Annotated in this window: 22 protein-coding genes; 13 read left to right on the forward strand and 9 right to left on the reverse strand. The window is 71.9% G+C overall.

What is annotated here, in order from left to right; all coding sequences use genetic code 11:
- The first annotated feature begins 64 nt into the window (after positions 1-64).
- Both OHS58_RS25545 and OHS58_RS25550 read left to right on the forward strand, forming a co-directional pair.
- On the forward strand, positions 65-712 hold the full coding sequence (locus OHS58_RS25545) for a DUF3043 domain-containing protein (protein ID WP_326947321.1): 648 nt from the start codon (positions 65-67) through the stop codon (positions 710-712).
- Between the two features lie 123 nt (positions 713-835).
- Positions 836-1,825: an aldo/keto reductase family protein gene (locus tag OHS58_RS25550; RefSeq protein ID WP_326947320.1), complete on the forward strand. Its 990-nt coding sequence runs from the start codon at positions 836-838 to the stop codon at positions 1,823-1,825.
- A gap of 64 nt (positions 1,826-1,889) precedes the next feature.
- On the opposite strand, the gene OHS58_RS25555 is transcribed toward OHS58_RS25550, so the two are convergent.
- From OHS58_RS25555 to OHS58_RS25565, 3 genes are read right to left on the reverse strand one after another with little or no spacing between them, the layout of a single operon-like run.
- Entirely contained in the window at positions 1,890-2,117 is a 228-nt protein-coding gene (locus OHS58_RS25555) for a hypothetical protein (RefSeq protein ID WP_247062693.1), read from the reverse strand.
- On the reverse strand, positions 2,110-2,949 hold the full coding sequence (locus tag OHS58_RS25560; RefSeq protein ID WP_328644241.1) for a phosphoribosylaminoimidazolesuccinocarboxamide synthase: 840 nt from the start codon (positions 2,947-2,949) through the stop codon (positions 2,110-2,112). Before OHS58_RS25560 ends, OHS58_RS25555 begins: the two co-directional genes overlap by 8 nt.
- Entirely contained in the window at positions 2,946-3,695 is a 750-nt protein-coding gene (locus OHS58_RS25565) for a GntR family transcriptional regulator (protein ID WP_247062689.1), read from the reverse strand. Before OHS58_RS25565 ends, OHS58_RS25560 begins: the two co-directional genes overlap by 4 nt.
- 136 nt (positions 3,696-3,831) lie before the next feature.
- On the opposite strand from OHS58_RS25565, the gene OHS58_RS25570 reads away from it, so the two are divergent.
- Positions 3,832-4,287, forward strand: coding sequence for a hypothetical protein (locus tag OHS58_RS25570; RefSeq protein ID WP_247062688.1), 456 nt, complete (start codon positions 3,832-3,834; stop codon positions 4,285-4,287).
- On the opposite strand, the gene OHS58_RS25575 is transcribed toward OHS58_RS25570, so the two are convergent.
- Together OHS58_RS25575 and OHS58_RS25580 are read right to left on the reverse strand one after the other, a co-directional pair.
- Positions 4,284-4,970 carry an IspD/TarI family cytidylyltransferase gene (locus OHS58_RS25575; RefSeq protein WP_326951456.1) on the reverse strand — a complete coding sequence of 229 codons (687 nt, stop codon included), beginning with the start codon at positions 4,968-4,970 and terminating at the stop codon, positions 4,284-4,286. The genes OHS58_RS25570 and OHS58_RS25575 overlap by 4 nt on opposite strands.
- A gap of 20 nt (positions 4,971-4,990) precedes the next feature.
- Positions 4,991-5,539 (reverse strand): dihydrofolate reductase family protein, encoded by a 549-nt coding sequence (locus OHS58_RS25580; protein WP_328644242.1) that lies wholly within the window; start codon positions 5,537-5,539, stop codon positions 4,991-4,993.
- Positions 5,540-5,695: 156 nt separating this feature from the next.
- Between OHS58_RS25580 and cobT the strand changes: the two genes are divergently transcribed.
- The gene (gene cobT, locus OHS58_RS25585; RefSeq protein WP_247062686.1) at positions 5,696-6,772 is read left to right on the forward strand and encodes a nicotinate-nucleotide--dimethylbenzimidazole phosphoribosyltransferase; all 1,077 of its coding nucleotides are present in this window, start codon (positions 5,696-5,698) and stop codon (positions 6,770-6,772) included.
- Between the two features lie 71 nt (positions 6,773-6,843).
- Here the strand turns inward: cobT and OHS58_RS25590 are convergent, their stop codons facing one another.
- Positions 6,844-7,947 carry a branched-chain amino acid aminotransferase gene (locus OHS58_RS25590; RefSeq protein ID WP_326947316.1) on the reverse strand — a complete coding sequence of 368 codons (1,104 nt, stop codon included), beginning with the start codon at positions 7,945-7,947 and terminating at the stop codon, positions 6,844-6,846.
- A 118-nt stretch (positions 7,948-8,065) separates the two neighbouring features.
- Here OHS58_RS25590 and OHS58_RS25595 point away from each other — a divergent pair, with 118 nt between their 5' ends.
- The gene (locus tag OHS58_RS25595) at positions 8,066-8,371 is read left to right on the forward strand and encodes a hypothetical protein (RefSeq protein ID WP_328644243.1); all 306 of its coding nucleotides are present in this window, start codon (positions 8,066-8,068) and stop codon (positions 8,369-8,371) included.
- Here the strand turns inward: OHS58_RS25595 and OHS58_RS25600 are convergent.
- The gene (locus OHS58_RS25600) at positions 8,328-9,002 is read right to left on the reverse strand and encodes a DUF402 domain-containing protein (protein ID WP_328644244.1); all 675 of its coding nucleotides are present in this window, start codon (positions 9,000-9,002) and stop codon (positions 8,328-8,330) included. The two genes, OHS58_RS25595 and OHS58_RS25600, sit on opposite strands and share 44 nt — an antisense overlap.
- Positions 8,995-9,843, reverse strand: coding sequence for a hypothetical protein (locus OHS58_RS25605; protein ID WP_328644245.1), 849 nt, complete (start codon positions 9,841-9,843; stop codon positions 8,995-8,997). The genes OHS58_RS25600 and OHS58_RS25605 overlap by 8 nt, the downstream gene beginning before the upstream one ends.
- Positions 9,844-9,952: 109 nt before the next feature.
- Between OHS58_RS25605 and OHS58_RS25610 the strand changes: the two genes are divergently transcribed.
- Genes OHS58_RS25610 through OHS58_RS25620 form a run of 3 tightly spaced genes read left to right on the forward strand, consistent with a single transcriptional unit; the run spans position 9,953 to position 12,879 of the window.
- Complete coding sequence (locus OHS58_RS25610) at positions 9,953-11,452, forward strand: leucyl aminopeptidase (RefSeq protein ID WP_326955091.1); 1,500 nt, start codon at positions 9,953-9,955, stop codon at positions 11,450-11,452.
- A complete protein-coding gene (locus OHS58_RS25615; RefSeq protein ID WP_328644246.1) occupies positions 11,453-12,430 on the forward strand; it encodes an SMI1/KNR4 family protein in 978 nt (325 codons plus the stop codon).
- On the forward strand, positions 12,427-12,879 hold the full coding sequence (locus tag OHS58_RS25620) for a GNAT family N-acetyltransferase (RefSeq protein ID WP_328644247.1): 453 nt from the start codon (positions 12,427-12,429) through the stop codon (positions 12,877-12,879). Before OHS58_RS25615 ends, OHS58_RS25620 begins: the two co-directional genes overlap by 4 nt.
- Before the next feature lie 67 nt (positions 12,880-12,946).
- On the opposite strand, the gene OHS58_RS25625 is transcribed toward OHS58_RS25620, so the two are convergent.
- Positions 12,947-13,291 (reverse strand): oxidoreductase, encoded by a 345-nt coding sequence (locus OHS58_RS25625; protein WP_326947309.1) that lies wholly within the window; start codon positions 13,289-13,291, stop codon positions 12,947-12,949.
- Between the two features lie 181 nt (positions 13,292-13,472).
- Between OHS58_RS25625 and lpdA the strand changes: the two genes are divergently transcribed.
- The 5 genes from lpdA to lipB all read left to right on the forward strand — a co-directional run bounded on the left by lpdA (position 13,473) and on the right by lipB (position 19,021).
- Positions 13,473-14,846, forward strand: coding sequence for a dihydrolipoyl dehydrogenase (gene lpdA, locus OHS58_RS25630; protein ID WP_247062673.1), 1,374 nt, complete (start codon positions 13,473-13,475; stop codon positions 14,844-14,846).
- Positions 14,847-14,902: 56 nt separating this feature from the next.
- Positions 14,903-16,684 carry a 2-oxoglutarate dehydrogenase, E2 component, dihydrolipoamide succinyltransferase gene (gene sucB, locus OHS58_RS25635; RefSeq protein WP_328644248.1) on the forward strand — a complete coding sequence of 594 codons (1,782 nt, stop codon included), beginning with the start codon at positions 14,903-14,905 and terminating at the stop codon, positions 16,682-16,684.
- Between the two features lie 101 nt (positions 16,685-16,785).
- A complete protein-coding gene (locus tag OHS58_RS25640; protein ID WP_326955095.1) occupies positions 16,786-17,661 on the forward strand; it encodes a TIGR01777 family oxidoreductase in 876 nt (291 codons plus the stop codon).
- Complete coding sequence (locus tag OHS58_RS25645) at positions 17,658-18,281, forward strand: phosphatase PAP2 family protein (protein ID WP_328644249.1); 624 nt, start codon at positions 17,658-17,660, stop codon at positions 18,279-18,281. Before OHS58_RS25640 ends, OHS58_RS25645 begins: the two co-directional genes overlap by 4 nt.
- A complete protein-coding gene (gene lipB / locus OHS58_RS25650; protein ID WP_328644250.1) occupies positions 18,278-19,021 on the forward strand; it encodes a lipoyl(octanoyl) transferase LipB in 744 nt (247 codons plus the stop codon). The genes OHS58_RS25645 and lipB overlap by 4 nt, the downstream gene beginning before the upstream one ends.
- The last annotated feature ends 43 nt before the right edge of the window (positions 19,022-19,064 follow it).

A 19,064-nucleotide genomic window follows, 5' to 3' on the forward strand; every position in this document is an offset into this window, starting at 1 on the left:
GCCATGGTCGCACATCGATCGACCTGGTGAAACGGCGGCGTGACGCCTGCAATACCCTGGTGACGTGAGGTTCCTGCGCCGAAGCACCACAGACACCGCCGCCGACGAGCCGGCCACGACCGAGGCCGTCGACGTCGGCGGCAAGTCGTTCACGCCCGGTAAGGGCAAGGCCACGCCCAAGCGGCGGGAGGCGGAGGCGAAGCGCCGGGGTCCGGTCGCACCCCCGCCGACCACCATGCGGGAGGCGATGAAGCGCAACAAGGAGCTTCGCAAGGCGAACCCGCAGAGCAAGGAAGACCGCCGCTCCGAGGCGAAGATCCGCCGCGAGCGGATGATGTCGGGCGACGACAAGTACCTGCTGCCGCGCGACCGCGGGCCGGTCAAGGCGTACGTCCGCGACCTGGTCGACACCCGGCGCAACCTGCTCGGCCTGTTCATGCCGCTGGCGATCCTGGTGTTCCTCGCGCTGCTGGTGCCGTTGCCCCAGGTCCAGTCGTACATCACCCTGCTGTGCACGGCGCTGCTGCTGGTGATGGCCATTGAGGGCGTCGTCAACGGCCGCAAGATCGGCAAGCTGGTGCGCGAGAAGTTCCCCAAGGAGACGGTGAACGGCCGGTCCGTCGGCTGGTACGCGTTCGTCCGGGCCTCCCAGATCCGGCGCCTGCGGGTCCCGAAGCCACGGCTGAAGCCGGGCGACCCGATCCCGAACTGAGCTTTCCGGAAGAGCCGGGTGAGACGTGTCTCACCCGGCTTTTCGCTGTCCGGGACCGCCAAAACGGGCTGGAGTTGCTCCAGGTCGTTAGCAAAGCAAACGATTACCGCCTAGGCTGCGGTCATGGAGTTTCGTCGTCTCGGCCGCAGCGGCCTCAACGTCAGTGAGATCTCGTACGGGAACTGGCTCACCCACGGTTCCCAGGTCGAGGAGGACCAGGCCCACGCCTGCATCAAAGCCGCGCTCGACGCCGGCATCACCACCTTCGACACCGCCGACGTCTACGCGAACACCGCCGCGGAGTCGGTGCTCGGGCGCGGCCTGAAGGGGCAGCGGCGGGAGAGCCTGGAGATCTTCACCAAGGTCTTCTGGCCGACCGGTCCCAAGGGGCCCAACGACAAGGGCCTGTCCCGCAAGCACATCCTCGAGTCGGCGAACGCCTCGCTCGACAGGCTCGGCACCGACTACCTCGACCTCTACCAGGCGCACCGCTTCGACCGGAGCGTGCCGCTCGAAGAGACCATGCTCGCCTTCGCCGACCTCGTCCGCCAGGGCAAGGTGCTCTACGTCGGCGTCTCGGAGTGGACCGGCGAGCAGATCAGCCGGGGCGCGGCGCTGGCCCGTGAGCTGAAGATCCCGTTCGTGTCGAACCAGCCGCAGTACAACATGCTCTGGCGCGTCATCGAGGACCAGGTCATCCCCGCCTCCGAGCGCGAGGGGCTCAGCCAGATCGTCTGGTCGCCGATCGCGCAGGGCGTGCTGACCGGCAAGTACAAGCCGGGCGCGGCGTTCCCCGAGGGCTCGCGCGCCACCGACGAGAAGGGCGGCGCCAACATGGTCCGCCGCTTCCTCGACGACGAGGTCCTCAAGCGCGTCGCCGAGCTGGAGCCCCTCGCCAAGCAGGCGGGCCTGTCGATGGCGCAGCTGGCCGTCGCGTGGGTGCTGCAGAACCCGAACGTCGCGTCGGCGATCATCGGCGCCTCGCGGCCGGAGCAGGTCGTGGACAACGTCCAGGCCGCCGGCAAGAAGCTCGACGCCGACCTGCTCACCGCCATCGACGACGTCCTCGGTGACGTCGTGGAGCGCGACGCGAGCCTCACCAAGAGCCCCTGACGTCGAAAGCCGTGAAGGCCTCCTTACCGGCCGTAAGAGCCGGTAAGGAGGCCTTCACGGCTTTTCAGTCCTGGTTGATCCGGGCCTGGTAGGGCACGTGGCCGTCCAGGTCGAGGCCGTCCTCCGGGGAGACGCGGGGCTCGACGCCGAACCCGCGCAGCAGGCGGCTCGCCCCGGCCAGCCGGTCACCGCCGCGGCCCGGGAGCCGCTCCGGCGTGAAGCCGCGCTCGGCCAGCAGGCTCTCGACGTCGTCCATCAGCCGGTACGGGTCGTAGCCCCGCGGCTCAACCACGGGGCCAGGTCTTCCCGGTGATCCGCTCGTAGACCTCGGTGTAGCGCTGCCGCGTCTGCTCGACGATGTCCGCCGGGATCTCCGGCCCGGGCGGGGTCTGGTCCCAGCCGGTGCCGCGCGACCAGTCGCGCACGAACTGCTTGTCGAACGCGTGCTGCGGCCGGCCCGGCTCCCACTCGTCGGCGGGCCAGAAGCGCGACGAGTCCGACGTCAGGACCTCGTCGCCCAGGGTCAGCGTGCCCTCGCCGTCGAACCCGAACTCCAGCTTGGTGTCGGCGATGATGACGCCCTGCGCGGCGGCGTGTTCGGCGCCCTTCGCGTAGATCTCCAGCGTCAGCTCGCGAAGCCGCTTCGCGGTGTCTTCGCCGATCTCGTTCAGCACCTCGTCGAAGGTCATGAACTCGTCGTGCCCGGTGTCGGAGATCTTCGTCGTCGGCGTGAAGATCGGCTCCGGCAGCTTGTCGCCCTCGACCAGGCCCGGCGGCAGCGAGACGCCCGAGATCTTGCCGTCGCGCTGGTACTCCCGCAGGCCGAGGCCGGCGAGGTAGCCGCGGGCGATGCACTCGACCTGGACCATCTTCAGCGGCTTGCAGCGCATCGCGCGGCCGGCGAACTCGTCCGGGACGTCGGTCGCGGAGACGACGTGGTTCGGGACGACGTCGGACATCCGGTCGAACCACCACGCGGACAGCTGGTTGAGCAGCTTGCCCTTGTCCGGGATCGGCGTCGGGAGCGAGACGTCGTAGACCGAGACGCGGTCGGTGGCGACCAGCAGGAGGTCGCCGTCGAGCTCGTAGAGGTCACGGACCTTGCCCGCGTGGATGTGCTTCATTCGCCGTCCTCAGTCGTGTACTCGTGGAAAACCCAGTGTTCGGGCAGCGCGGCGGACTCACCGTATTCCACGACCGTGCCGTCGGCCGCGAGGAAGGTGCTCCGGCCGAGCAGCACCGGCGACCCGGCCGGCACCGCCAGCTCGGCCGCCTCGTTCTCGTCCGCCCGGCCCGCCGCGTGCCGTTCCTGCGTGACGGTGATCTTCGTGCCGAGCCGCGCGGCCGCGTGGGCCGACGTGCCCTCGACGATCCGCTCCGGCACCAGCAGCGCCGGCGCCCTGGCCGAGAGCGCGCCGTCGAACCACGAGGTCGACGTCGAGAGCGGGCGCGAGTCCGGCCCGTAGGTGGTGCGCCGCCGCCGGATGGCCGGGGCGCCCGCCTCCAGGCCGAGAGCGGCCGCGGCCCGCTCGATCGCCGGTTCGAGCCCGGCCGACCGGATCACGGCGTAGTGGCCCGGCGGGTAGATCTTGCCGGTGCGCGCCGAGGCGACACTGCGGTCGAGCGCGCTGCGGTGCAGGCCGCCGCGGTCGACGACCGTGCCGACGCCGCGCACCGGACGCACGAGGCCCTGCGAGCGGAGCGTGGCCAGCACCTTGGTGGCCGTCGCCATCGCGACGGCCCACGTGCGCGCGATCTCGCGGGCGGACGGCACCGCGTCGCCCTCCTGCAACCGGCCGGACAGGATGTCGTCACGGATCCGGCCCGCGATCTGCAGGTACGGCGGCTCAGGACGGTCGAGGGTGGGCAAGGCGGCTCCTCACGAGGACTACGCACAAGTGTTCTAGCACGCCAGGGGGTCTCCCTCAAAGCCCTGCTCAGAACCACCCAGGTGTACTAGTACACGCGCTGGACTGCGCTCTAGTACGCAAGTTACCCTCGAAAGTGTGTCCCCGCCCACATCCCACACCGGATCAGGCGGCCCGGATCTCGAGGAACTGCTCGAGGAACTCCGGCGCCGCAAATGGGTGCTGCACCTGTTCGGCGGCCGCGAGGCGCCGGAGATCTACGCGGCGGTCTTCCAGTGGCAGACCTGCGCGGACGTGGTCGTACTCCGGGACGAGCACCGGGCGAGCGCCTACCGGGTGCCGACGTTCCCGGGCACCGACGTGTTCAGCCCGCGGGTGGTCACGTGGCAATACCACGCCACCCCGGTCTGGACGCTGCGGGCGGCGCTGACCTTGGCGGAGCCGGGCACCCCCGGCGCCCCACTGCAAGCGCTGCGCCCGCAGCCGGGCTGTCACATCCCGATGGAGCTCCGCGCGGACGTGACGATCCGCCCGACCTGGACCGGCTTCGAGGAGGAGAAAGGGGACGACGGCGGACCACCCGCCTGCGCTTAGCGGGCGAGCAGCCGCTCCGCGACCACCAGGTCGTGGGGGTAGGTGATCTTCAGGTTCTCGGGCGCACCGGGGACCCACCGGATCGGCAGGGAGGAGTACCGCTCCATGCAGGACGAAGTGTCCGTTCCCGAGAAGCCCTCACGCTCCGCCTGTTCGTAGGCCTCGAGCAGCGGTCCGGCCCGGAAGCCCTGAGGCGTCTGGACGCGGATCGCGCCGGGCACCTGGGCGACCAGGTGCCCGGCATCCACTTCGACGACGTCGTCCGCGGCCAGGCCCGGCACAGCCCCCCCGTCCTCGCGTGTCCGGGCCAGCACCGCGCCGACCAGGTCGGAGTGGACCAGCGGCCGGGCCGCGTCGTGCAGCAGCACGGCGTCGACCCGGCCGCCTGTTATGCGCGGGGCGAGGTGGCGCAGCGCGTTCAGCTCGGACGCCTGCCGCGTGGGCCCGCCGTGCACGATCTCGACGTCGCCGTCGAAGCCGGCGAGCACCTCGTTCGCGAGCTCCGCGTCCTGCGGCCGGATCACCAGCACCAGCACGCCGACGCCGGGCACCCCGGCGAAGGCGTCGAGGGACCAGGCGACCACCCGCCGCCCGGCCAGCGGCAGGTAGACCTTGTTCAGCCGCGCGCCGACGCGGGTGCCCGCGCCGCTGGCCAGCACCACCGCGGCCGCCGTCTTCTCCACCGTCTCCACGAGCGGCGAGACTACTGGGCGGGCGTGTAGCTCAGGATGATCATGCCGGTGTCGTGCACCTCGGTGCCGTTCAGCGTGAACGTCTTCTGGCCGGTCTCGCGGTAGAGCAGCTGGTCCGGGGTGGCGTTGCCGGAGAGCACCGGGTGCAGCCAGACGCGCAGCTCGTCGAGCAGGCCGTTGTCGAGCAGCAGCCGGGTGACGTCGCCGAAGCCGTACTGCAGGATGTCGCCCGCGGTCCGCTCCTTGAGGGCCCGGATCTCGTCGACGACGTTCTCCGAGATCACCTTCGAGCCGGTCCACTCCGGGTCCTTCAGCGTGGTGGACACGACGTACTTGTCGATGGTGTTCATCCGGTCGGAGACCTCGTCCTTGGGCAGCTGCGGCCACGCCTGCGAGAAGCCGTCGTACGTCTTGCGCCCCATGATCAGCGCGTCGCTGGCGGCCAGCTGCGCCTTCACGGCCGCGTGGGCCTGCTCGCCGAGGTACGTGAAGTGCCAGTTCTGCATGTTCGTGATGTCGCCGTCGAGGGTCATGTACGTGGCGTTGACGATCCGGCCCATGGTGGTGTCTCCCTGTGTTCGTGCTCCCGCTTACGACCACGCGTCGAACGGGGCAGGCCCGGATCGACACGTCTCACGAACTATTTTCGCGCGCCCGGTAGGTTGGGCCGCGGCGGTGCCGGAAAAGACTGCCGCCACAAGAGGAAAGGGCCTGGTGTGGAGCCGGAAGACATCGAGTTCCCCGAGATCACCCCGCCCGACGAGCACGCCCGGTCCGCGGCGATCGCCCTGCACGACAAGCTGGTCAAGCCCGCCGGGTCGCTCGGCAGGCTCGAGGAGCTGGGCGTCTGGATCGCGGCCTGCCAGGGCCAGTCGCCGCCGCGGCCGTTCACCCGGCCCCGGGTCGTCGTCTTCGCCGGGGACCACGGGATCGCCGCCAAGGGCGTCTCGGCCTATCCCGCCGAGGTCACCTCGCAGCTGCTGGGCACGATGCTGACCGGCGGCGCCGTGATCAACGTGCTGGCCGCCGCCGCGGGCGCGAGCGTCCGCGTGGTCGACATGGCCGTGGACGCCGAGGCCCCCGCGACCCGCTCGATCGGCGAGTTCAAGGTCCGCCGCGGCTCCGGCTCGATCGACGTCGAGGACGCGCTGAGCGCCGCCGAGGTCAAGGCCGCGGTGCGCGCCGGGATCACGATCGCCGACGCCGAGGTCGACGGCGGCGCGGACCTGCTCATCCCCGGCGACCTCGGGATCGGCAACAGCACGCCGGCGTCCGTGCTCGTCGCGGCGCTGACCGGCACCGAGCCGGTGGCCGTGGTCGGGCGCGGCTCCGGCATCGACGACGACGCCTGGATGCGCAAGGCCACCGCGGTGCGCGACGCGCTGCGCCGGGCCCGCGTCGTGCTGGCCGACCCGATCGCCCTGCTGCGCACCACCGCGGGCGCCGACATCGCCGCGATGGCCGGGTTCCTGGCCCAGGCCGCGGTCCGGCGGACGCCGGTGGTGCTCGACGGCCTCGTCGCCTGCGCCGCCGCCCTGGTCGCCGAGGACCTCGCCCCGGGCGCCCGCCGCTGGTGGGTCGCCGGGCAGCGGACGGCCGAGCCGGCGCACGGCCTCGCGCTGGAGCACCTGGACCTGGGCCCGCTGCTGGAGCTGGACGTCCGGCTCGGTGAAGGCACCGGCGCGGTGACGGCGTTGCCGCTGCTGTCGATGGCCGCGCGCGTCCTGGCCGAGACGGCCACGCACGAGCAGGCCGGCGTCTCCGGCCCGCTCATCCCCGCCGTCGCCACCTGATCCCTGAAAAGCCGTGAAGGCCTCCTTACCGGCGCTTATGGCCGGTAAGGAGGCCTTCACGGCTTTAAAGTTCAGCCGAGCGGGACCATCCAGTTGTCCGGGTCCGGGCGGGTGCCCTCCTGGATGCCGGTCAGCTCTTCGCGCAGCTTCATCGTCAGGGTGCCCGGCTGCCCGTCGCCGATCGTGAACTCGCCGTTCGCGTGCTTGACGTGCCCGACCGGGGTGATCACCGCCGCCGTGCCGCAGGCGAACGTCTCCGTCAGCTCCCCCGAGGCCGCCGCCTTCTCCCACTCGTCGGTGGAGATCCGGCGCTCCTCGACCTTGTGGCCGAGCCGCTCCGCGAGCTGCAGCAGCGACTTGCGGGTGACGCCGGGCAGCAGCGAGCCGGTCAGCTCGGGGGTGACGAGCCGGGCGTTCTCGCCGGAGCCGAAGACGAAGAACAGGTTCATCCCGCCCATCTCCTCGACCCAGCGCCGCTCCACCGCGTCGAGCCAGACGACCTGGTCACAGCCCTTTTCGACGGCCTGCGCCTGGGCCACGAACGACGCCGCGTAGTTGCCGGCGCACTTGGCCGCGCCGGTGCCGCCGGGCGCCGCGCGCACGTACTCGGTCGAGAGCCAGACGCTCACCGGCTTGATGCCGCCGGAGAAGTACGACCCGGCCGGCGACGCGATGACGGTGTAGACGTAGTCGGCGGCCGGGCTGTTGACGCCGAGGCCGGTGGACGTCGAGATCATGAACGGCCGCAGGTAGAGCGCGTCACCCTGCCGGGTGGGAACCCAGCGGTTGTCGACGGCGATCAGCTCGCGCAGCGACTCGAGGAACAGCTCCTCGGGCAGCTGCGGCATGGCGAGCCGCTCGGCCGACTGCCGGAAGCGCGCCGCGTTGGCGTCCGGGCGGAACGACGCGATCGCGCCGCTCGGCTGGCGGTAGGCCTTGAGACCCTCGAAGATGGCCTGGCCGTAGTGCAGCACCGACGTCGCCGGGTCGAGGGTGAACGGGGCGTAGGGGCCGACTTTGGCGTCGTGCCAGCCTTCGCTCTTGGACCACTTGACCGTCACCATGTGATCGGTGAAGTACAGCCCGAAACCGGGGGCGGTGAGTACCTCCGCGACGCGTTCCTGGCTCGCAGGGCTCGAGTGCGGGACAGAGGTGAACTGCGTCGTGATGGTCATGGCCAGAGAATACCTGTTGGTCGGAAGCGCGTTAGTCGGATGTCCACGTGTTTTCCGACGGCGTTCCCGACCGGCTGGGCGTCCCGCGTCCGCGCCGCGACCACACTAGGATGACGCCGTGACCTTTCACTCCACTGAGCCGGTCCCCCGGTCTGCCCCGGGCACCGGCACCGGCGTCAAGACGTTCGTCACCGCGGTGCTGCTGACCTTCGGCGTCGGCCTGCTCGGCATGGTCGGCTGGGCCGTGCTCAGCAGCGGCTTCGGCGGCTTCCTCGGCCTGGTCGCCGGGGTCTTCGGCGTCGTCTGGTGGCGCAGCATCCACGACAAGACGGTGTTCCCGCAGGTGATCCCGACGAAGTCCGTCGTGATCCTCGCGGTCGTCAACGCCGTGCTGGCGCTGGTCCTGATCCTGACGGCGGGCTGAGCTCCGCCAGCAGCCCCGCGGGCAGCTCCGGCGCCGGCCAGTCCGGGTCCGGGCGGAAGTCGGTGTCCGTCCCGTCGAACGGGTAGGTGCCGCGCTCGGCCAGCGCGCCGATCCGCTCGCCTTCGGCGCGCAGCCGGTCGAGCTGCTCCTGGGTCAGCCGGCCGGCGTCGATCGCCACCTCGGCCTCGTCCTCGTCGTCCCAGCGCCAGGTGCCGTCCCGGTCGACGACGACGTCCAGCACGCCGTCGACCCGGTCCACCGCGCCCGGGCCGCGGCCGAGCGGCACCTCGAGGTTGACGTACCAGTTCGTGAACCGGCCCGCGGCGTCGAAGAACCACCACACCGACGACCATTCGTCGTCGGCGATCCGGCGCAGCGTGGACGTGCGGTGCCAGAAGTCCGGGACGGCGACGCGCGGGATGCGGAACCGCTGCTCCAGGGGCGCGTCCGCCATGTGCCGGCCGTCGACGAGCCGGCTGCCGACGATCGGCGTGCCGGCCGGGATCCAGCCGAGCAGGACGCGGCCGTCGTCTTCGAGGACGCGCAGCGGGTGGACCTGGCCGATCGAGCAGTCCGGCCGGTGGAACCGTTCGAGCACGGTCTGCCCGGGCCGCCAGCGTCGATCACTCACGCGACCCACTGTACCGGCGGGCGCGCACGCCGAGTAGCAGTGCGATCACGGTCGCCAGCCCCGCGGCGGCGAGCACCGGGAGCACCGGCAGGAAGTACGCGGCCACCGCGGCGACGGCCAGGCCCGCGAGGCCGGGCACGCCGGCCCGGGTCCGGACCTCGGCGCCCGCGGCGAGCGCCGGGACCACGGTCGCGACCACGGCGAACGCGGTGAGCAGCGGCTGCAGCGAGTCCGCGTCGGCGGCGGACAGCAGATCGCGCAGCGACGTCAGCGACAGCCCGAGCCGGACGGCGCCGAGCTGGTACAGCGCGGCGAAGGCGGCCAGCACCGCGACCGCGCCGAGCAGCAGGACCCGGAGCCCGGCGTTGTCCCGGCCCGCCGGCCGCAGGAACGGCAGCGTGAGCACGGCCGCGACGAGCACCCCGGCGAAGTTCGGCGGCTGCAGGCCGCCACCGACGGTCGACACCGGCGGCACGGCCACGCAGAGCGCCACCAGGACCAGCCCGGCCACCAGGAGCACCCCGCCCGCGGCCCGTGCGACGAACGTAGGGATCTTGAGCCCGGCGAACCCCGCCCCGGCGACCACCACGACGAACACCGCCGCGGCGAGTTCCCGGTGCGCGGGGAAGACGTACGCGCCGAACGCGATCGCGTAGACCGCGATCTCGGCCAGCCGCGCGACGGCCACGACGACCCGGTCCACCAGGGCATCACCCGGTTCCGGCACCCGCGCCGTCCCGGCCGCGGCCACCGCCGCGAGCACCAGCCCGGCCAGCAGCCACCAGCCCGCGCCCGCCGCCCCGGCCGCCAGCGCGACCAGCAGCCCACCGCCCAGCCGCACGCCGCCCTCCCTCTCCCTCTGTTCACCCGTGCACCGCTTGTCATTAGCATGGCTCACGATCCCGACCGGGCCGGTGCCCGGTGCCACGTGAACGCGCGAGGAGCCAGAAGTGACCGTGCCCAAGCTCGCCCTGTCCGACAACACCGGGGAGGCACTGGCCAAGACGCGCGCCGACGTGGTCGTCATCGGCACCGTGGCCGGCGAGGACGGGCCCGTGCTCGCCGCGGGCGCTGAGGCCGTGGACGCCGCCTTCGACGGCCGGCTCGCCGGCCTGCTCGCCACGCTCGGCGCGAGCGGCAAGGCCGAAGAGGTCGTCAAGGTGCCGACGCTGGGCAAGCTGTCCGCCGGTGTCGTCCTGGCCGTCGGCCTCGGCAAGGCGGGCGCCGGCGTCACCCCCGAGCAGGTCCGCCGCGCCGCCGGTGCCGCCGGCCGCGCGCTCGCCGGCACCGACCGCGCGTTCGTCACGCTGTCGGCGCTCGACCTGCAGGCCGCCGTCGAGGGCACGATCCTCGGCTCGTACGTCTTCACCGCCTACCGCTCCGAGAAGGGCGACGCGCCGGTCGCGAAGCTCGACTTCGCGAGCCCCGCGGAGGGGACGGCCCGCGACCACAAGGCGACGCTGAAGGCGTCCGCCAGCATCGCCGAGGCCGTGCTGACCGCCCGCGACCTGATCAACACCCCGCCGAACGACCTGTACCCGGCGTCCTTCGCCGAGCGCGCCAAGAAGCTCGCCGAGGACAACGGCCTCGAGTTCGAGGTGCTCGACGAGAAGGCCCTCAAGCGCAAGGGTTTCGGCGGCATCCTCGGCGTCGGCGGCGGCTCCTCGCGCCAGCCGCGGCTCGTCCGCCTCGCCTACAAGCCGGCCAAGGCCGTCAAGAAGGTCGCGCTGGTCGGCAAGGGCATCACGTTCGACTCGGGCGGCATCTCGCTCAAGCCGGCCGCCAACATGGACCACATGACCTCGGACATGTCCGGCGCCGCCGGCGTGCTCGCGTCGGTCGTCCTGGCCGCGAAGCTCAAGTACCCGCTCGAGGTCGTCGCGCACATCCCGCTGGCGGAGAACCTGCCGTCCGGGACGTCGTACCGCCCGGGTGACGTCCTCACCATGTACGGCGGCAAGACCGTCGAGGTGCTCAACACCGACGCCGAGGGCCGGCTCGTGCTGGTCGACGCCATGGTGCGCGCCGCCGAGGAGAACCCGGACTACCTGATCGAGACCTCGACGCTGACCGGCGCCCAGGTCGTCGCGCTCGGCAACCGCACCGCCGGCGTGATGGGCTCGGAGGACTTCCGCGACCGCGTCGCCGCGATCATGCAGGCCACCGGCGAGAACGGCTGGGCGATGCCGCTGCCCGAGGAGCTGCGCGCCGACCTCGACTCGCGGCTGGCCGACCTGGCCAACGTCACCGGGCACCGCTGGGGCGGCATGCTCGCGGCCGGGATCTTCCTGCGCGAGTTCGTCGCCGACGGCCTCGACTGGGTGCACATCGACATCGCCGGCCCGTCGTTCAACACCGCCGGCCCGTGGGGCTACACCGGCAAGGGCGGCACCGGGGTGCCGGTCCGCTCGATCGCCGCGGTGCTGGCGGACATCGCCGCCAACGGCTGAGTGGATCCGGGCGAGTACCTCGAAGCGGCGGTCAGGGACGTCCTGACCGCCGCTTCGTCCACTGTGGACAACCAGGTCGGGTACGCCGCCCTGCTGCTGGCCACCGCCGGCGCCCTCGGCGAGGCCGACCGGCTGGTCACCCAGTGGCAGGCCAGTACCGAACGGCCGGTGAGCGCGCTCGCGAGCGACCCGATCCGGGCCCGCGCCTGGGAAATGCTCTTCGAGGCCCGCGGCGGTCGTCCGTCGTGGGCCGAAGGCCTGCCGCCGCTCGATCCCGACGCCGAGGAGCGCGCGCACACGGCCACCCTGCGCCGCCCGGTCTCCGACCTCGACGGCGTCCTCCCGCCCGGGGCGATCGCCGAAGTGATCAAGCACGTCGCGCCGTCGCGGCCGGACAAGGCCCGGACCGCGCTCGCCGACGGTGACCTCGCCCGCTGGGCCGAGCTGACCGGGCCGCGTCCCGACGTCGCGACGCTGGCCGCGACGCGTGCGCTGGCCCCGGCCCTGGTGGCCGGCGCGGACCCGCTCGGCCTGGGCGACTGGGCCGAGGCGTGCGCGGGCGCGCTGGTCGCGGCGCTGAACGAGCGGTACCCGCCCGACCTGGGCACTTGGCCGGAGCTGATCGCGGCGATCCTGCGCCTGCGCGGCAGTGCTTCGGCTGCCGCCTCCGCGCCGCCGCCGGCGTCGGCCGCGGCGATCCGCTCGGCGGAACAGCGCCTCGGCGTGGAGCTGCCCGAAGACCACCGCGCGTTCCTGCGCACCTGCGACGGGCTGCCCGCCGACGTCGTCTTCCCGCGTCTGCTCGGCACGGCGGACCTGCGCGCCGAGAACGGCGTGGTGCTGCTGGCCGACCCGGCCGTCCTGCTGCTGTCGGCGTCGCACGTGGTGGAGGTCGACCCGGTGCTCGGCACGACCGTGCACCCGTCGTTCCGCTCGGTGCTCGAACGGCACGCCACCCTGTTAGCGTCGGCGCGGTGACCACCCTCACCGTGGAGAAGATCACTCCCGACAACGTCGCGGCCACGTGCCAGCTGGCGGTCGAAGAGCACCAGAAGGACTTCGTCGCGCCGGTCGCCGTCTCGCTGGCCGAGGCCTACACCCGGCCGGAGGTCGCCTGGCCGCGGCTGATCCGCGCCGACGGCGAGCCGGCCGCCTTCGTGATGGGCGCGTTCGACCCGGACGCGGAGCTGGACTTCTTCCGCTGCGGCATCTGGCGGCTCAACGTCGGGGCCGGGGTCCAGGGGCGCGGCTACGGCCGGTTCGCCGTGGAAGCCGTCCTCGACGAAGCCCGGCGGCGCGGTGAGAAAGCCGCGACGGTGCTGTGGCTCCCGGCCGAAGGCGGCCCGGAGGACTTCTACCTGCGGCTGGGCTTCCGCCGCACCGGCCAGACCTTCAACGGCGAGATCGTCGGCCGCATCGACCTGTAGGTCTGCCGCGGCTCGTCGTGAGTGGCAATGAGGGTTCTAACCCGCATTGCCACTCACGACGGGTGCGCTAGGCCTGGCCGCGCTTCTTGCGTTCGGTGTACTCGCGCATCCGCTTCGGGTAGCCGATCCGCGCGACCTCGTAGACCGGGATCGAGCGGCGCTGGCCGAAGTTCTGCGCGGCGTCGAGGCTGCTGATCCGGCGCCGGGTCCACTCGCCGTCGTGAGCGACCAACACCACTGTGGTCTCGGTGACGTTCGTCTTCGGCTCGACGAACGCCTCCACCCCGCGCCGCGAGGCCGCCCACTCTTCGAGGTGCCGGGTGTCCTCGGTGTTGGCTTTCCGCAGCGTGCCGGCCTTCTGACCACCCTTGCCGCGCCTGCGCAGCGAGTCGAAGAGCCCCACCGCGACCACCTCTCCTCCGGGTACTTTGCCTGTTCATTATCCCGGACCGCGCGTGTGGTCGGCGTCGCACACCCGGCTAGGTCGCAGCCCCGTCCGGCGTAGTGACAAGATGGCGGTGTCGCGCGCGCGGTTATACCGGGCAGGGGCGACAACAGAGCACCACCCCACTGCTTGCCGAGGAGCTATTGAAGTGACCGACACCTCCGCCGACCTCGTGATCCTGGGAGGCGGATCGGGCGGCTACGCCGCGGCGTTCCGCGCGGCCGAGCTGGGCCTTTCCGTCACGTTGATCGAGAAGGACAAGCTCGGCGGGACCTGCCTCCACCGGGGCTGCATCCCGACCAAGGCACTGCTGCACGCCGCCGAGGTCGCCGACGAAACCCGCGAAGCCGGGTCCGTCGGCGTCAAGGCCGTCTTCGAGGGCATCGACATCGCCGGGGTCAACAAGTACAAGGACGGGATCGTCTCCCGCCTGTACAAGGGCCTGCAGGGCCTGGCCAAGGCGCACAAGGTGAACCTCGTCGAGGGCAGCGGCACGTTCGTCGGCGGCACGACCGTCGAGGTGGACGGCACCCGCTACACCGGCAAGAACGTCATCCTCGCCACCGGTTCGTACTCGCGCACGCTGCCCGGGCTCGAGCTGGGCGGCCGCGTCATCGCCAGCGAGCAGGCCCTCGCCCTGGACTACGTCCCCAAGAAGGTCGTCGTCCTGGGCGGCGGCGTGATCGGTGTCGAGTTCGCCAGCGTCTGGGCCTCCTTCGGCGTAGACGTCACCATCGTCGAGGCGCTGCCCCGGCTGGTCCCGAACGAGGACGAGTTCGCTTCCAAGCAGCTCGAGCGGGCCTTCCGCCGCCGCAAGATCGCCTTCAAGACCGGCGTGCGGTTCACCGGCGCGAAGCAGGACGACAACGGCGTGAGCGTCTCGCTGGAGTCCGGCGAGACCCTCGAGGCCGACCTGCTCCTGGTCGCCGTCGGCCGCGGCCCGAACTCGGCCGGCCACGGTTACGAGGAGGCCGGCGTCAAGATCGAGCGCGGCTTCGTCCTCACCGACGACCGGCTGCGCACCAACCTGCCGAACGTCTACGCCGTCGGCGACATCGTCCCGGGCCTGCAGCTCGCGCACCGCGGCTTCCAGCAGGGCATCTTCGTCGCCGAGGAGATCGCCGGGCTCGCCCCGCGCGAGATCGACGAGAGCGGCATCCCGCGGGTCACCTACTCGCACCCGGAGGTCGCTTCGGTCGGGCTGACCGAGTCGCAGGCCAAGGAGAAGTACGGTTCGGACGTCACCACGTTCACCTACGACCTCGGCGGCAACGGCAAGAGCCAGATCCTCAAGACCTCCGGCGGGGTCAAGCTGGTCAAGGCGCCGGACGGCCCGGTCGTGGGTGTACACATGGTGGGTGACCGCGTCGGCGAGCTCATCGGCGAAGCGCAGCTGATCTACAGCTGGGAGGCTTTCCCCGAGGACGTCGCCCCGCTCATCCACGCCCACCCCACCCAGACCGAGGCCCTCGGTGAAGCGTTCCTTGCCTTGGCCGGCAAGCCGCTGCACGTGCACAGCTGACGTCTCACCAGCAGAATCCAGACCACGCAGAATCTTGAAAGAGGAGTCAGCGAACGATGGCCTACTCCGTCACATTGCCGGAGCTCGGGGAGAGCGTCACCGAAGGCACCGTCACCCGGTGGCTCAAGCAGGAAGGTGACACCGTCGAGGTCGACGAGCCGTTGCTCGAGATCTCGACCGACAAGGTCGACACCGAGGTGCCCTCCCCGGTGGCGGGCACGGTCGTGAAGATCAGTGCCGCCGAAGACGAGACCGTCGAGGTCGGCGCCGAGCTGGCCGTGATCGACGACGGTTCCGGCGGCGCGCCCGAGTCTTCCGCCCCCGCGCAGGAAGAGCAGAAGTCCGAGCCGGAACCCGAGCCCGAGCCCGAGTCCGCCCCTGAGCCGCAGGCCCGGGAAAGCGCACAGGACAGCGCCCCGAGCAAGCCGGACACCGCGCCGGCCGCCGACGGCGAAGGCACCGAGGTGAAGCTGCCCGAGCTGGGCGAGAGCGTCACCGAAGGCACCGTCACGCGCTGGCTGAAGCAGGTCGGCGACTCGGTCGAGGTCGACGAGCCGCTGCTCGAGATCTCCACCGACAAGGTCGACACCGAGGTGCCGTCGCCGGTCGCCGGCACGGTGCTGGAGATCCGCGCGGGCGAGGACGAGACCGTCGAGGTCGGCGGCGTCCTGGCCGTGATCGGCGCCGCGGGTGCCGCGCCGAAGGCGGAGTCCAAGCCGGAGCCGGTCCAGGAGTCCAAGCCGGAACCGAAGCCCGAACCGAAGCCGGAGCCCAAGCCCGAGCCGGTCCAGGAGAGCAAGCCGGAACCGAAGCCCGAGCCGAAGGCCGAGCCCGCTCCCGCCGCGGCGAAGGAAAGCTCGGCGGACGGCCCGTACGTCACGCCGCTGGTGCGCAAGCTGGCGTCGGAGCACGGCATCGACCTGTCGAGCCTGACCGGCAGCGGTGTCGGCGGCCGGATCCGCAAGCAGGACGTCCTGGCCGCGGCCGAGGAGAAGCAGAAGGCCGCGGCCGCTCCGGCCCCGGCTGCCGCCGCTCCGGCCGCGCAGGCTCCCGCGGCGTCGGCCCCGGCCGCTCCGCGTGCGACGTCCACCGCGGTCTCCCCGGAGGTCCAGGCGCTGCGCGGCACCGTGCAGAAGGCCAGCCGGATCCGGCAGATCACGGCCACCAAGACCCGCGAGTCGCTGCAGATCGCCGCGCAGCTCACGCAGGTCCAGGAAGTGGACGTGACCAAGATCGCCAAGCTGCGCCAGCGGGCGAAGGGTGCCTTCAAGGAGCGCGAGGGCGTCAACCTGACGTTCCTGCCGTTCTTCGCGAAGGCGACCGTCGAGGCGCTGAAGCAGCACGCGAACGTCAACGCGTCCTACAACGAGGACACGAAGGAGATCACCTACCACGGCGCCGTGCACCTGGGCATCGCGGTGGACACCGAGCGCGGCCTGCTCTCGGTCGTGATCCACGACGCCGGTGAGCTGAGCCTGGCCGGTATCGCGCACCGCATCGCCGACCTGGCGGGCCGGGCGCGGGCCAACCAGATCAAGCCCGACGAGCTGTCCGGTGGCACGTTCTCCATCACCAACATCGGCAGCGTCGGCGCCCTGTTCGACACGCCGATCATCGTGCAGCCGCAGTCGGGCATCCTCGGCACCGGCGCGGTCGTCAAGCGCCCGATCGTCGCCACGGACGCCGACGGCAACGACACGATCGCCATCCGCTCGATGGCGTACCTCCCGCTGACCTACGACCACCGCCTGGTGGACGGGGCCGACGCGGGCCGCTTCCTGATGACGATCAAGCAGCGTCTGGAAGAGGGCAACTTCGAGGACGAGCTCGGTCTCTGACTCAAGCAGGACGAAGGCCGCCACGGAACTCCCGTGGCGGCCTTCGCCATTTCCGCGGGACCCGGAGTGCGGGGCGGACCCCGATGGGCCACGATCGACCCATGCGAGTACTCATCGCCGGAGCGAGCGGCTTGATCGGGTCGGCGCTGGGCGACCGCCTGCGGCGCGACGGCCACGACGTCCGCACGCTGGTGCGGCGCGAAACCCGGGCGGCGGGCGAACACCGCTGGGACCCGCCCGCCGGCACCATCACCGACGGTGCCTTCGAGGGTGTCGACGCCGTCGTGAACCTGGGTGGCAAGCCGCTGTTTCCCGGCCGCTGGAGCGCGATGCGCAAGCAGCAGCTGACCGACAGCCGCGTCGAACCGACCGAGGTGCTCGCCGAAGCCGTCGCCGAACACGGCGTCGGCGTGCTGGTCAACGCCTCCGCCGTGGGGTACTACGGCAACCCCGGACCATCCACTGTGGACGAGAACTCGCCGCGGGGGCAAGGGTTCCTGGCCGAGCTGTGCGCGGAGTGGGAAGCCGCGACGGCGGCGGCGCGTGACGCGCGGGTCGTCCACATCCGGACCGGGCTGGTGCTGTCGGCCAGGGGCGGGCTCTACGGCACGCTGCGGCCGCTCTTCCGGTTCGGCCTGGGCGCGCGTCTCGGCGACGGCCGCCAGTACATGCCGTGGATCGCCCTCGACGACGAGGTCGGCGCGATCGTCCACGCCCTCACGCACGATTCGCTGTCCGGCCCGGTGAACCTGACCGGGCCCGCGCCGGTGACCAACGCCGAGTTCACCCGCGCGGTCGGCCGCACGCTGCACCGGCCCGCGCCGTGGTTCGTGCCCGGGTTCGCGCTCAAAGCCGTCCTCGGCCAGGCCGGCGAGGAGATGGCCCTGTTCGGGCAACGCGCGCTCCCGGCCGCGTTGGAACGCTCCGGTTACGCGTTCCGGCACCCGACGCTGGACAGCGCACTCGCCGCCGCATGACCGTTCGGATCCGGCGCTGGCTCGTCGTCGGCGTGGTGCTGTCGGCCGCGTTCGTCCTGCTCGGGCTGAGCGTCGCGCGGCAGCCGCTCGCCCTCGACGTCGCCGTGGCCGACGCCCTCCACGACGTCTACGCCCAGCCGCTCGGCCGGGTCGCCCAGGCCGGCAGCGACGTCCTCGGCCCGGTGCTCCCGTTCGTCCTCGGCACGGCCCTGGTGGCGCTGGCGCTGCGGCGGCGCGAACACGTCGGCCTGTGCGTCCGGCTGGCGGTCGTGCTGGTGCTCTGCCGGCTGACCAGCCTGGTGTTCAAGCCGATCTTCCTGCGCGAACGCCCGCGCGACTACCCGGACCTGAGCTACCCGAGCGGCCACGTGACGTCGGTGGCGAGCACCGGGTTCGTCCTGCTCCTGCTGTGCGCGTGGCTGTGGCCGCGGCTGGTGAAGCGGGTCGCGGTGGCCGTCGTCGTGGCCACGGTGCTGATCGCCGCCTGCCGGGTCGTGCTGGGTGTGCACTGGGTCACCGACACGATCGGCGCGGTGCTCGCCGTGACCGGTGTCGGGCTGCTCTCAGCGTGCGCCTTGCGCCTGCTTCCGCCGGGTGACGGGCGTAGCCTCGACGGGTGAGTTCTTCCCGGATTTCCTGCCGCGCCAGCACCGAACCCGTCGACGTCCGCGAGCTCGGCACGATCGACTACGCCGAGGCCTGGGAGCTCCAGCGGAGCGCGCTCACCGCGCGGGCCGACGGCACCGCCGGCGACACGATGCTCCTCCTGCAGCACCCGTCGGTGTACACCGCCGGGAAGCGCACCGAGCCCGCCGACCGGCCCACCGACGGCACCCCGGTGATCGACGTCGACCGCGGCGGAAAGATCACCTGGCACGGCCCCGGCCAGCTGGTCGGCTACCCGATCGTGAAGCTTTCCGACCCGATCGACGTCGTGCACTACGTGCGGCGGCTCGAGGAGGCGCTGATCCACGTGTGCGACCAGCTGGGCGTGCACACCGGCCGCGTCGAAGGCCGCAGCGGCGTCTGGATCCCGGCCGACGAGCGCGGCATCGAGCGCAAGATCGCCGCGATCGGCATCCGCGTCCAGCGCGGCGTGACGATGCACGGCTTCGAGCTGAACTGCGACGCCGACCTGGCCGCGTTCGACAACATCGTGCCGTGCGGCATCCGCGACGCGGGCGTGACGTCGCTGTCGTACGAGCTGCAGAAGGACGTCAGCGTCGAAGCGGTCCTGCCGCTGGCGCGCGACGCCATCCTCGCGGCCCTCGAAGGCGAGCTGCCGGTGAGCGACGACCGCTGGCTCCCCCGCCCCGAGGCCCCGCAGGCCGCGGGCGTCACCTTCGCCCTGCAGAACTAAAGCCGTGAAGGCCTCCTTCCCGGCCATAAGAGCCGGTAAGGAG

Source organism: Amycolatopsis sp. NBC_00348, assembly GCF_036114655.1.
Taxonomy (GTDB): domain Bacteria; phylum Actinomycetota; class Actinomycetes; order Mycobacteriales; family Pseudonocardiaceae; genus Amycolatopsis.

Coding starts and splice junctions, on each gene's coding strand:
- OHS58_RS25590 (WP_326947316.1), bottom strand. CDS start 7,947: ATGACCATCACGACGCAGTTCACCTCTGTCCCGCACTCGAGCCCTGCG.
- OHS58_RS25640 (WP_326955095.1), top strand. CDS start 16,786: ATGCGAGTACTCATCGCCGGAGCGAGCGGCTTGATCGGGTCGGCGCTG.
- OHS58_RS25645 (WP_328644249.1), top strand. CDS start 17,658: ATGACCGTTCGGATCCGGCGCTGGCTCGTCGTCGGCGTGGTGCTGTCG.
- sucB (WP_328644248.1), top strand. CDS start 14,903: ATGGCCTACTCCGTCACATTGCCGGAGCTCGGGGAGAGCGTCACCGAA.
- OHS58_RS25560 (WP_328644241.1), bottom strand. CDS start 2,949: ATGAAGCACATCCACGCGGGCAAGGTCCGTGACCTCTACGAGCTCGAC.
- OHS58_RS25550 (WP_326947320.1), top strand. CDS start 836: ATGGAGTTTCGTCGTCTCGGCCGCAGCGGCCTCAACGTCAGTGAGATC.
- OHS58_RS25580 (WP_328644242.1), bottom strand. CDS start 5,539: ATGGGCCGGATCGTCAACGCCACGTACATGACCCTCGACGGCGACATC.